The sequence below is a fragment of the Pseudomonas sp. GM102 genome (genome assembly GCF_000282555.1).
Classification (GTDB): Bacteria; Pseudomonadota; Gammaproteobacteria; order Pseudomonadales; family Pseudomonadaceae; genus Aquipseudomonas.
Genome location: NZ_AKJB01000137.1, coordinates 1 through 12,451 on the forward strand (window position 1 = coordinate 1; position 12,451 = coordinate 12,451).

The 12,451-nt window shown below is 61.8% G+C and carries 12 protein-coding genes; 4 read left to right on the top strand and 8 right to left on the bottom strand.

Features of this window, described 5'->3' with window-relative positions:
• Positions 1-29: 29 nt before the first annotated feature.
• The 8 genes from pqqB to pedF form a co-directional block, all read right to left on the bottom strand.
• Entirely contained in the window at positions 30-944 is a 915-nt protein-coding gene (pqqB, locus tag PMI18_RS02285) for a pyrroloquinoline quinone biosynthesis protein PqqB (RefSeq protein ID WP_007907023.1), read from the bottom strand.
• A 54-nt stretch (positions 945-998) separates the two neighbouring features.
• The gene (gene pqqA / locus PMI18_RS30790) at positions 999-1,070 is read right to left on the bottom strand and encodes a pyrroloquinoline quinone precursor peptide PqqA (RefSeq protein WP_010455123.1); all 72 of its coding nucleotides are present in this window, start codon (positions 1,068-1,070) and stop codon (positions 999-1,001) included.
• Between the two features lie 319 nt (positions 1,071-1,389).
• Positions 1,390-2,910, bottom strand: coding sequence for an acetaldehyde dehydrogenase ExaC (gene exaC / locus PMI18_RS02280; protein ID WP_007907025.1), 1,521 nt, complete (start codon positions 2,908-2,910; stop codon positions 1,390-1,392).
• Positions 2,911-3,150: 240 nt separating this feature from the next.
• The gene (locus PMI18_RS02275; RefSeq protein WP_007907026.1) at positions 3,151-4,926 is read right to left on the bottom strand and encodes a PQQ-dependent methanol/ethanol family dehydrogenase; all 1,776 of its coding nucleotides are present in this window, start codon (positions 4,924-4,926) and stop codon (positions 3,151-3,153) included.
• Between the two features lie 261 nt (positions 4,927-5,187).
• Positions 5,188-6,123, bottom strand: a complete 936-nt coding sequence (locus PMI18_RS02270) for a quinoprotein relay system zinc metallohydrolase 1 (RefSeq protein ID WP_007907027.1) — start codon at positions 6,121-6,123, stop codon at positions 5,188-5,190.
• 15 nt (positions 6,124-6,138) lie between these two features.
• Entirely contained in the window at positions 6,139-6,900 is a 762-nt protein-coding gene (locus PMI18_RS02265; protein WP_033036895.1) for a quinoprotein dehydrogenase-associated SoxYZ-like carrier, read from the bottom strand.
• Entirely contained in the window at positions 6,900-7,775 is an 876-nt protein-coding gene (locus PMI18_RS02260) for a substrate-binding periplasmic protein (protein ID WP_007907031.1), read from the bottom strand. The genes PMI18_RS02265 and PMI18_RS02260 overlap by 1 nt, the downstream gene beginning before the upstream one ends.
• Positions 7,776-7,778: 3 nt before the next feature.
• Positions 7,779-8,240 carry a cytochrome c-550 PedF gene (gene pedF, locus PMI18_RS02255; RefSeq protein ID WP_007907036.1) on the bottom strand — a complete coding sequence of 154 codons (462 nt, stop codon included), beginning with the start codon at positions 8,238-8,240 and terminating at the stop codon, positions 7,779-7,781.
• 391 nt (positions 8,241-8,631) lie between these two features.
• Here pedF and PMI18_RS02250 point away from each other — a divergent pair, with 391 nt between their 5' ends.
• From PMI18_RS02250 to PMI18_RS02235, 4 genes are read left to right on the top strand one after another with little or no spacing between them, the layout of a single operon-like run.
• Positions 8,632-9,816 (top strand): ABC transporter substrate-binding protein, encoded by a 1,185-nt coding sequence (locus PMI18_RS02250; RefSeq protein WP_007907039.1) that lies wholly within the window; start codon positions 8,632-8,634, stop codon positions 9,814-9,816.
• Between the two features lie 36 nt (positions 9,817-9,852).
• Positions 9,853-10,824: a YVTN family beta-propeller repeat protein gene (locus PMI18_RS02245; RefSeq protein ID WP_007907041.1), complete on the top strand. Its 972-nt coding sequence runs from the start codon at positions 9,853-9,855 to the stop codon at positions 10,822-10,824.
• Positions 10,821-11,552 carry an ABC transporter ATP-binding protein gene (locus PMI18_RS02240; protein WP_007907043.1) on the top strand — a complete coding sequence of 244 codons (732 nt, stop codon included), beginning with the start codon at positions 10,821-10,823 and terminating at the stop codon, positions 11,550-11,552. The genes PMI18_RS02245 and PMI18_RS02240 overlap by 4 nt, the downstream gene beginning before the upstream one ends.
• A complete protein-coding gene (locus tag PMI18_RS02235) occupies positions 11,549-12,340 on the top strand; it encodes an ABC transporter permease (RefSeq protein ID WP_007907045.1) in 792 nt (263 codons plus the stop codon). The genes PMI18_RS02240 and PMI18_RS02235 overlap by 4 nt, the downstream gene beginning before the upstream one ends.
• Positions 12,341-12,451: the final 111 nt, after the last annotated feature.

The following is a 12,451-nucleotide window of genomic DNA, read 5'->3' on the forward strand; positions in this document are numbered from 1 at the left end:
AGATACCTATGCCGCGATGAGGCCATCCGCTACAGCTCAATACTCATGCCGTCATAGGCCACTTCAATACCGCGCCGCTCCAGCAAGGCGCGCTCGGCCGAGTCTTCATCGAGGATCGGGTTGGTGTTGTTGATGTGAATCAGCACCTTGCGCTGGCGATTGAAACCCTCCAGCACCTCGAGCATGCCGCCGGGGCCGCTTTGCGGCAGGTGGCCCATTTCACTGCCCAGGCTCTGGCCGACTTCGCAGACGCGCATTTCATCGTCGCGCCACAGCGTGCCGTCCAGCAGCAGGCAGTCGGCGCGCTGCATCCAGCTCAATACCTCGGCGTTGACTTGCCCCAGCCCCGGCGCGTAGAAAACCGATGCCCCGCTGCGCAGGTCTTCGATGAACAGGCCTATGGTGTCGCCCGGCTGCGGGTTGCCGCGATTGGGCGAGTACGGCGGCGCGTTGCTGACCAACGCAATCGCGCGAAATTGCAGGTGTGGGCAGGCCGCGATGCTGAACGGCTCGCGATCCAGCCCGATGGGTTGCCACTGCAAGCCACCGTTCCAGTGTTTGAGCATGGTGAACAAGGGAAAGCCGCTGCTCAGGTCTTCGTGAACCCGCTCGGTGCACCAGACCGCATGCGGGCAGCCTTCGCGCAGGCTCAACAGACCGGTGCAATGGTCGATCTGACTGTCCAGCAGGACGACACCGGCAATCGCCGTGTCACGCAAGCGTCGGGCCGGTTGCATCGCCGGAAAGCTTTCGAGTTGCGCGCGAATGTCCGGTGAAGCATTGCAGAGCACCCACTCCACACCGTCGTCACTCAGGGCAATGGACGACTGCGTGCGACGTTGTGCGCGCAGGTTGCCGTTGCGCATCGCGGCGCATTGACGGCAGTTGCAGTTCCATTGCGGAAAACCACCGCCAGCGGCGGAACCGAGAACGCGGATGTGCATGGGATGGCTCCAGAAGGCAGGCCCGGCCAACGCGACGGCTGACCGGGCGATCAATCAACGGTTGGCGAAATACATCGTCACTTCGAAGCCAATGCGCAGATCGGTAAACGCGGGTTTATTCCACATGGGTCAGTCCTCTTCTTGTGCCGGACAATTCCGGTAAGACCATTAATGCACGGGGGATGAGATGACCGAATGCTACTTTCGAAGGAGTGGGTGGGGTGCGTTGGTAGGGGGTGTCGCGCAGTCTTCAAGTACACGGAGAACCAATGTGTGTGCGGGCTTGCTCGCGAAAGCGGACTTTCAGTCAACCTTTTTTGTTGACTGTGACGACGCCTTCGCGGGCAAGCCTCGCTCCTACAGGTTATGTGTTGGTCGTGAAATTCACGCAACCCTGTAGGAGCGAGGCTTGCCCGCGAAGGCCATCACCCGATTTAGAGCCGAATCAAAAGAACCCCAACGGATTGATGTCGTAGCTCACCAGCAGGTTTTTGGTCTGTTGGTAATGGTCGAGCATCATCTTGTGGTTCTCACGGCCGACACCGGATTTCTTGTAGCCACCGAACGCGGCGTGGGCCGGGTACAGGTGGTAGCAGTTGGTCCAGACGCGCCCGGCCTTGATCGCCCGGCCCATGCGGTAGGCGCGGTTGATGTCGCGGGTCCACAGGCCGGCGCCGAGGCCGAACTCACTGTCGTTGGCAATCGCCAGGGCTTCGGCTTCGTCCTTGAAGGTGGTGATACCCACCACCGGGCCGAAGATTTCTTCCTGGAACACGCGCATTTTGTTGTGGCCTTTGAGCAGGGTCGGCTGGATGTAATAGCCGCTCGACAAATCGCCTTCAAGACGCTCGGCCGCGCCGCCGGTAAGCAGCTCGGCGCCCTCCTCCTGGGCGATTTTCAGGTACGAGAGGATCTTGTCGTATTGCTGCTCGGACGCCTGGGCGCCGACCATGGTCTCGGTGTCCAGTGGGTTGCCGCGCTTGATCTTGACGATCTTCTTCATCACCTCGGCCATGAACGGCTCGTAGATCGATTCCTGCACCAGCGCCCGGGACGGACAGGTGCAGACTTCGCCCTGGTTGAAGAACGCCAGCACCAGGCCTTCGGCGGCTTTCTCGATGAACTGCGGCTCGGCGTTCATGATGTCTTCGAAGAAAATGTTCGGCGATTTACCGCCCAGTTCAACGGTGCTTGGAATGATGTTCTCGGCGGCGCAATGCATGATGTGCGCGCCGATCGGGGTGGAACCGGTGAAGGCGATCTTGGCGATGCGCTTGCTGGTGGCCAGCGCCTCACCGGCTTCGCGACCGAAGCCCTGGACGATGTTCAGCACGCCGGCCGGTAGCAAGTCGGCGATCAGCTCGGCGAACACCATGATCGACAGCGGCGTTTGTTCGGCGGGTTTGAGCACGATGCAGTTGCCGGCCGCCAGGGCCGGGGCGAGTTTCCAGGCGGCCATCAGCAGCGGGAAGTTCCACGGGATGATCTGCCCGACCACGCCCAGCGGTTCGTGAAAATGATAGGCGGTGGTCAGTTCGTTGATCTCGGCGGCGCCGCCTTCCTGAGCGCGGATGCAACCGGCGAAGTAACGGAAGTGGTCGGCGGCCAAAGGTACGTCGGCGTTGAGGGTTTCGCGCACGGCCTTGCCGTTGTCCCAGGTTTCGGTGACGGCGAGGATTTCCAGGTTCTGCTCGATGCGGTCGGCGATTTTCAGCAGCACCAGCGAGCGATCCTGCGCCGAGGTTTTGCCCCAGGCATCGGCGGCGGCATGGGCAGCGTCGAGGGCTTTTTCGATGTCGGCGGCGCTGGAGCGCGGGAACTCGGCAATCACTTCACCGGTGACCGGTGAGGTGTTGGTGAAGTACTCGCCGTTGATTGGGGCAACGAATTCGCCGCCGATGAAATTGCCGTAGCGCGGTTTGAAAGAAACGACGGCGCCGGGTGTTCCGGGTTGTGCGTAGATCATGGTGGGCCTCTGTCTGGGTCGATGCCTGTCAGGCCAACAGGCGATGAACCGATAGTAGAGAGCCCCGCCTGCCAGACGAATGCGCCGTTGGCAGGGGGATTCTCGTTATTTGGTAGTAGGTGATCGTTCCCACGCTCTGCGTGGGAATGCCTCAACGGACGCTCCGCGTTCGGCTTTTGGGACGCAGAGCGTCCCGGGCTGCATTCCCACGCAGAGCGTGGGAACGATCAGTTGCAGCGATCAGTGTTTGGCTACCAGGTCTTTAGGCAGCTTGAACGTCCAGAGCATGCCGCCCTGGTTGAAGTCCTTGACGCGCTTGGCCACTTCGCCGCCCCACAGCGGTACCGCGCCGCCCCAACCGGACAGCACCGAGACGTATTGTTCGCCGTCCATTTCCCAGGTGATGGGCGAGCCGAGCACGCCGGAACCGGTCTGGAATTCCCAGACTTTCTCGCCAGTCCTGGCATTGAATGCCTGCAGGAAACCTTCCGGCGTACCGGTGAACACCAAGTTGCCCTTGGTGGTCAGCACCCCGCCCCACAGCGGTGCGAAGTTCTTGTGGCGCCAGACTTCCTTGCCGGTTTTCGGGTCGATGGCGCGCAGCACGCCGATGTAGTCTTCATTCAGCGGTTTGATGGTGAAACCGGCACCGAGGAACGCCGCGCCTTTCTTGTAGGCGATGCCTTCGTTCCAGATGTCCATGCCCCATTCGTTGGACGGTACATAGAACAGGCCGGTGTCGCGGTTGTAGGCCATCGGCATCCAGTTTTTCGCCCCCAGGAACGCTGGCGCGACGAACACCGAACTGCCTTTGGCCTCGGAGCCCGGCGCCCCCGGACGGCTGGCGTCGTTGTAGATTGGCCGACCGTTTTTATCCAGGCCGCTGGCCCAGGTGATCTTGTCCACGAACGGGAAGCCACGGATGAATTTGCCGTTGGTGCGATCGAGCACGTAGAAGAAACCGTTACGGTCAGCCGTGGCCGCGGCTTTGATTTCCTTGCCGCCTTCGCTGTAGTTGAACGACACCAGTTCGTTCACGCCGTCATAGTCCCAACCGTCGTGGGGCGTGCTCTGGAAGTGCCATTTGATCGTGCCATCGTCCGGGTTCAGCGCCAGACGCGAGGACGAGTAAAGGTTGTCTCCAGGACGCAGGTGCGAGTTCCACGGTGCCGGGTTGCCGGTGCCGAACAGCAACAGATTGGTTTCCGGATCGTAGTAGCCGCCCAGCCAAGGGGCCGCGCCGCCGGTTTTCCACAGATCGCCGGGCCAGGTCTTGCCCGCTTCGCCGCCGGAGATGCCGTTCTCCACAGCCTTGCCGTCCTTGTAGACATAACCCATGTGGCCTTCGACCGTTGGCCGGCTCCACAGCAGGCTGCCGTTTTTCGGGTCGTAGGCTTCGATCTTGCCCACTACCCCGAACTCGCCGCCGGCCACACCGGTGATCAATTTGCCGTTGATTACTAATGGCGCGGCGCTGATGGAATAGCCTTCCTTGTGGTCGGCAACTTTCTTGCTCCAGACGACTTTGCCGGTGTCCTTGTTCAGGGCCACGAGCTTGGCGTCGAGGGTGCCGAAAATCACCAGATCGCCATACAGCGCAACGCCACGGTTGATCACGTCGCAGCACGGACGGATGTCATCGGGCAGGCGCGCGTCGTATTGCCAGAGCTTGCGGCCGGTGCGCGCATCCACCGCGAACACCCGCGAGTAGGAGCCGGTCATGTACATCACGCCGTCCTTGATCATCGGCTGCGCTTGCTGACCGCGCTGTTTTTCCCCGCCGAACGAAAAGGCCCAGACCGGTCGCAGGTCCTTCACGTTGTCGACATTGAGGGTGTCCAGCGGGCTATAGCGCTGACCCTGGACGCCCAGGCCATTGGTGACGACCTGCTCCGGATTCTTCGGATCCTGGAGGATGTCTTGATCGGAGACTGCGGCCAATGCCTGGCCTGACAACAGCATGGCACTGAGCAACATGCTCAAAACGAAAGGTTGGCGACGTGCGGGTTGGGTCATGACGGCTGCCTCTGCGGTTTTTGTTATACCCGGGAAATTTTCCCGGTCTGGTGCAGATTCTTGGGCGCCGCCGCCCTTGCAACAATTGCCCGCAGTGCGGAGATTGCTAGTTCCTTAGTACCGGGTCGGAGGAGATGGACACCGGATTGATCGTTCCCACGCTCCGTGTGGGAATGCCTCAACGGACGCTCCGCGTTCGGCTCCGGAAGGGACGCGGAGCGTCCCGGGCTGCATTCCCACGCGGGAGCGTGGGAACGATCATCAGTGCTGGCCCGAATCCACCCGCCTCATCTCCCCCCGTTCGTAACGCGGGTACAAATGGCTGACGCTGCGAATCAGCTCATAACGGCTCAGGCTGATCCCGGCGAAACGCTCGGGGATGGGGCTGCGGATCATCTCGGCCATGTCGCTGCCATGGGCCGCGCCGTCGCGCATCAGTTGGTCCAGCCAAGTGAGATAGTCGCGCATCTGCTCGAACGGTTTTGTATCCGTGGCCACCGGCCCATGGCCGGGGACGATCAGCGTCCACGGCAAACCCTGCAGGGTCGCGATGTCCGCCAGCCACACCGACAACCCCGGGCTGTTGGGCGTGGTCAGGGCGCGTTGATAAAACACCAGGTCCCCGGCAAACAACACGCCGGTTTTCTGGTCGAGAATAGCCAGATCCGCGCCGGTGTGCCCACCCAGACTCAGTAGGCGCAGATCGTGGTTCCCAAAACTGTGCACGCCAGGCGTCAGCCGCTGCGTCGGCACCACCACTTCGGTGCCGCGCATCCAGTCACCCACCAGCCGATACATGTTTTCAGCCATGGCATCACCCTGTTGCCGCAACAGTTCGGTGGTACCGGCCAGGGCGCCAATCGGCACGTCGGTGTAAGCCTGGTTGCCCAACACATGATCAGGATGGTGATGGGTCAGCAGCACCTGAATCACCGGTTTATCGGTGGTCGCCGCAATCGCGTTGCGCAGGGCTTCGCCATAGCGTTTCGACGGCCCGGTGTCGATGACCACCACACCTTTTTCCGTGACGATGAACGCGGTGTTGACGATGTTGCCGCCATTGCTCTTGGCGAAGTTGTCGGTGCTGCCTTCCAGCAACCAGGTACCTTCGGCGATCTGCCGGGGCTTGAGTGCGTAATCGGGATCGGCCAGGGCCGGCAGGCTCAGACTGATGAACAACAGCAGCATCCAGCGCATCACTCGCTCCTTGGGTCAGGGTATGGCCGCATCGAATTGATTGCCGCTGTTGTCGCGCAACACCAGGCGCGTCTGCCCTGCTCCTTCGATGTCGAACGCCAGATTGGGGTTTTCGCTGACCGCCGGGAACAACTCCAGACGCGCCAGCAATTGATCGTTTTGATCGCGCAGCTCGGCGTGATTGATGAAGAACTCCGGGATACCGCTGACCATGCCGTTGTCCATCGGATGCGCCACCTGCAAACGCACGCGACTGAATTCACCACGGGGATAACGGCCACCCAGCACTTCGCCGATGCGTTCCTCCCAACCCGGTTGCGTGCGCACCACGCTTGGCGCCGTACAACCGCCGCCCGCCGCATCGATCAGGGTCGAGCCGACATGCCACAGCCCGTCGCGGGTCAGTACCGCCGCACGCAACGGCGTGGCCTGTTCAACGCGGATGCGGATCGACAGCCACGGCAGCACACCGCTCAAGGGTTGGAAGTCGACGATTTTCGGCAGCGGATTGAGTTCGGCCCAGGCGAGGATTCGCACCACTTCACCCTTGAACGCCCGGGCGTCAATTTCCAGCGGTACCTGTCGGGCGTCTTCGGCAAACGGTGGCGCGAGCAACTTGACCCGCTCATCGAACACGAACGGTGCGTCGCCGAGCATCTGCTTGTGATAGAACGCCCACATCACCGACGGCACCGGGTCTTTACCCGGCTCGACGTCAACCGCGTTCGCGGCCAAGGGTAACCAGCAGGCCAACAAACAACTCGCTCGCCAGTTCACTATTGATACATCTCAGGCACGTCATACTGCAGGCCGTAACGGGCATAAATGGCTTTCACCGAACCCTCGCGAATCAACGCTTCCAGCGCCTCTTCCACGGCGTAGGCCAGTTGCCGATTGCTTTCATGCACCGCCATCCCGATCTCCCAAAGCTGTTTGCCCATGTTCGGGTAGGCGTTTTCCGCCAGCGCCACTTGCGGGTCGGCGGCCTGATGGACTTGCCAGTCGATCTCGCCACGCATGGCCATCACCGCGTCGACTTCACCGGCCTTCATCGCGGCAAACGCCTGGGGCACGCCCGGGTAGTGATGGGTCTTGGCGGCGAGCATGCCGTTGAACACCGAGGTCAGGTAAAACGACGGCACGCTGTCGACTTCGACGCCGATCGGGTGTTGCTGGAACACCGCGACGCTGGCCACTGAGTCCAGTCGACGACGGTCATAGGCCACTTGCCATTGTTCGGTCTGGTACGGCCCGAACATCACCACATGGCCGTTTTCCAGTTCACCCAGTTCATTGCGTTTCTGTGCGTAATCGCGATCGTAGGGCACGCGCATCATCAGGTCGGCCAGTTGCTGATTGTGCAACTGACTGGCCCGCCAGATGTAATCGCGCAGGTCGTCGTCGAGCTTTTCCCCGGCAGGTGCCCAGATCAGTTTCAGGCGTACGCCCATGGCCTTGGCCAGGGCCTGGGCGAGTTCGACATCGACTCCGCGAGCCTCGCCCGCGCTCTCAAAGCTGTAGGGCGCGAAATCCTTGTACACCGCGACTTTCAGCTCGGCGGCAGCGATCATTTCGTCATAGCTACGGACCTGCGCCTGCGCTGTCTGGCAGCACAGCCATACAGCACTGATCAACACCGCGAGCAAACGCATGGGTCACTCCTCGACGCGCACGCTGTCCAGGTAGGTGCGTACCGCCCACAAGGCTTCCTGACTCAGGTAGTCGGCCATCTTCGGCATGTACACCCGGCCGTCACGCACGGCGCCATGGCGCACGCGTTCGACGAACCATTCATCACCGGCCTCGTCGGCGTCGAGCATGCGCAAGTCCGGGGCGATGCCGCCGGACTTGGCTTCCAGGCCATGACAGGCCGCGCAGTTCTGGTTGTAGGCCGAAGAGCCGATTTGCACGGCTTTTTCGCGTTCCGGGGAGGAACGGTAAGGGTTCGCCGCCGCCCAACCATCGGCATCGACTTGCACACCGGCATCCTTGATCGGGGTCAATCCCTGGGTTTCGATGGCTTGGGGTACCACGTTGCCGTGGGCCCAGACGGCGCCTGCGTTGATGAAACCGGCCAGCAGTCCGGCAACGAGCAAGGCGTTGCGTTTTGTTGTCATTGTTCTGCCCTCAAGATTGCACGCAAAACCTCTTTGAAGAGGCTATGGCACCCATCTTAGGAACGGCTTTGCGCCAACCCCATGCTGCTTTGGTGGCCGCAGCCTACTCCCTTGGTAGTAGGGCTTGTGGCGCAGGCCCAACCAATACGGGTCGGGCGCCGTGAAGCTTGTCGACGCCGATCAGGGTCAGGATCAGCAAAAACGGCAGGAGCAGTGCTTTGAGAATTCGCATGGTCAATCTCCCCCCTTGAGTGATGGCCGTTGTAGCCATGCTAAAACCGCGCCGCCCGGGGTGAGTTACTACCTTGGTACTGGCCCATCGGTACTTTCTGCATATTTCCCCGCCCGTCCAGGGTTCCTATGCTGACGCTACCTGTGATGGAGTGCCTTTATGCGCCAGCTCGCCCCTTACGCCTTGATCTACCTATTGGCGATTGCCTGCGCCGCCGGGATAGCGACCCAGGTTCAGGCGGCGGATGCGCCGCTGCAAGTGCAGATCGCCTACCTCGGTTATCGCCCCGATCCCGGCCCGTTGCTGTCGAACGTCATCCCCGAACCGACCGATGCCGGCCTGCGCGGTGCCGAACTGGCAATCGCCGACAGCAACAGTACCGGGCGCTTTCTCAATCACAGCTACAGCCTGGTCAGCGCCAGCGTCGACAATCCGGATGCGCTGATCGAAGCGGCCAAAGCCCAATACGAACAAGGCCTGCGCCTGTTTGTGGTGAATGCACCGGTGGAAACACTGCGCCGACTCAGCGCCGTGCTACCCGACGGCCTGCTGTTCAATGCCGGCAGCCCGGATGACAGCCTGCGCAGCACCGACTGCCTGCCGAACGTGCTGCACAGCCTGCCAAGCCGGGCGATGCTGGCCGATGCGCTGGCGCAATTTCTGGTGCTGCGCAAATGGCAGCGGGTGCTGCTGATCGTCGGCCCGACCGCGGACGATCAAGCCTATGCTGCCGCCCTGCGCCGGGCGGCCAAACGCTTCGGCCTGCAACTGGTGGCGGAGAAAGCCTGGAGCTTCGATAACGATCAGCGCCGCAGCGCCCAGGCCGACATGCCGCTGTTCACCCAGACCGCCGAGTACGACGTGGTGCTGGTGGCTGATGAACGCGGCGACTTCGGCGAGTACGTGCCCTACCAGACCTGGTATCCACGGCCGGTCGCTGGCACCCAGGGCCTGACGCCGGTGGGCTGGCACAAAACCGTGGAAACCTACGGCGCCGCGCAGTTGCAAAAGCGCTTCGAAGCCCTGGCCGGGCGCTGGATGAATGACCGGGATTTCGCCGCGTGGATTGCCGTACGCAGCATCGCCAGTGCGGTGGGCAAACTGCGTCAGGCCGATGCCATGGCGATTCGTACGCTTGAAGTCAGCGATCAATTGCCACTGGACGGTTTCAAGGGTCGCAAGCTCAGTTATCGGTCGTGGAACGGTCAGTTGCGCCAGCCGATCCCCATCGTGCAACCCCGGGCGCTGGTCAGCACCTCGCCGCAGGACGGTTTCCTGCACCCCGTCAACGAAATGGACAGCCTGGGTTACGACAAAGCCGAGGTCCGCTGCCGCTTTCTCTGATCCTTTTTTCACGACAACAACAAGAAGGAATCCGCCATGCGCCGCACCCTGCTTTCCTGTGCCCTATCCTGCGCCCTGCTGCTCTCCGCCGGGCACGCCGCTGCCAGCACCGCCTGGGTCTCCAACGAAAAGGACAACAGCCTGAGCCTGATCGATATGCAGACCCTGCAAGTCACCGACACCCTGCCCGTCGGCCAGCGCCCGCGCGGTCTGTTGCTGTCCCACGACAACAAGTTGCTGTACATCTGCGCCAGCGATTCGGACCGGGTCCAGGTGATGGACATCGCCACGCGCAAGATCATCAAGGAACTGCCTTCGGGCAAAGACCCCGAGCAATTCGCCCTGCACCCTAATAATCGCTGGCTGTACGTCTCCAACGAGGACGATGCGCTGGTGACGGTGATCGACACCGAAACCTCCAAAGTACTCGGGCAGATCAGCGTCGGCGTCGAGCCTGAAGGCATGGCCGTCAGCCCCGACGGCAAGTGGGCGGTGAACACCAGCGAAACCACCAACATGCTGCACTGGATCGACACCAGCACCCAGACCCTGGCCGACAACACCCTGGTCGATCAGCGGCCGCGTTTCGTCGAGTTCAATCCCGATGGCTCGCAGCTGTGGGCCTCGGCTGAAATCGGCGGCACCGTGACAATTCTCGACGTCGCCAGCCGCAAGGTCCTCAAGACCCTGACCTTCCAGATCAAAGGCGTGCACCCGGACAAAGTCCAGCCGGTGGGAATCAAACTCAGCGCCGACGGCAAGTACGGTTTCGTCGCGCTCGGCCCGGCCAACCATGTGGCGGTGATCGACGCCAAGACCTTCGAGATCCTTGATTACCTGCTGGTGGGCCGGCGGGTCTGGCAAATGTCGTTCACCCCGGATCAGAAGCAACTGCTGGCCACCAATGGCGTCAGTGGCGACGTGTCGGTGATCGATGTCGACAGCCTCAAGGTCACCAAATCGGTGAAGGTCGGGCGCTATCCGTGGGGCGTGGTGGTGACGCCATGAACGCCCTTGAAGTCAGCGACCTGAGTTTCGCTTATGGCCCGCGGGAGGCCTTGCGTCAGGTGAGTTTCAACCTGGCACCCGGGCGTTTTGCGGCGTTGCTCGGACCGAATGGCGCAGGCAAGTCGACGCTGATTGCCCTGCTCACCCGCCTTTATGATCTGCAACGCGGTGATATTCGGGTCGGGGGCTGTTCGTTGCGCAACGCCGCACGCCCGGCGCTCAAGCAATTGGGCGTGGTGTTCCAGCAAAGCACTCTGGATCTGGACCTCAGCGTCGAGCAAAACCTGCGTTATCACGCCGCGCTGCATGGCCTGTCCCGGCGCCAGACCAACCTGCGAGTCGACGCCGAACTGGCGCGCCAGACCTTGACCGAGCGCCGGGGCGAACGAGTACGCGAACTCAATGGCGGCCATCGTCGGCGGGTGGAAATCGCCCGGGCATTGTTGCATGAGCCACGCCTGTTGCTGCTTGACGAGGCCAGCGTCGGCCTCGATCCGGCCAGTCGCCTGGCGCTTAACCAACACATCCGCAGCCTGTGCCGCGAGCACACCATCAGCGTGCTCTGGACCACTCACTTGCTGGATGAAGTGCAGCCCAGGGACGACTTGCTGATCCTGCACCAAGGGCGGTTGGTGGCCAGCGGACAGGCTGAGGCGTTGAGCCTGGAACATGGCGGCGACCTGGGTTCGGCTTTCACTCGACTGACGACTTCAGGAGCCGCCCTATGAACGCCTACTGGCAATGTTTCAGCGGTATCGTACTGCGCGAATGGCTGCGTTTTGTGTTGCAGCGCACGCGGTTTCTCAGCGCTTTGGTGCGGCCGTTGCTGTGGCTGCTGGTGTTCGCTGCCGGTTTTCGCGCGGCACTCGGCATCGCCATCATCGAGCCCTACGACACCTACATTCCCTATGAGGTTTACATCATCCCGGGCCTGGCCTGCATGATCCTGTTGTTCAACGGCATGCAAGGTTCGCTGTCGATGGTCTACGACCGGGAGATGGGCAGCATGCGCGTGCTGCTGACCAGCCCCCTGCCCCGGACCTTCCTGCTGTGCAGCAAATTGCTGGCGACGTCGCTGATTTCGTTGTTGCAGGTATATGCCTTTCTGGCGATTGCCTGGCTGTACGGTGTGCAACCGCCGGCCATGGGTTTGTTGCTGGCACTACCGGCGTTGCTGTTGGTGGCATTGATGCTCAGCGCGCTGGGCCTGTTGCTGTCCAACGCCATCCGCCAGTTGGAGAACTTTGCCGGGGTGATGAACTTCGTGATCTTCCCGCTGTTTTTCCTGTCGTCGGCGCTGTATCCGCTGTGGAAAATGCGCGAGTCCAGCGAGTGGTTGTATTGGCTGTGCGCCTTGAACCCCTTTACTCATGCGGTGGAACTGGTGCGGTTCGCGCTGTATGAACGCTTCAATCCGTTGGCGCTGGCGGTGTGTGTGGGGCTGACGCTGGTGTTCGCCTTGCTGGCAGTACTCACCTTCAACCCCCAGCATGCGGCCCTGCGCAAAACCAACTGACAGCTCCGACCCGATCGTTCCCACGCTCCGCGTGGGAATGCAGCCAGGGACGCTCTGCGTCCCAAGAGCGGACGCAGAGCGTCCGGTGAGGCATTCCCACGCGGAGCGTGG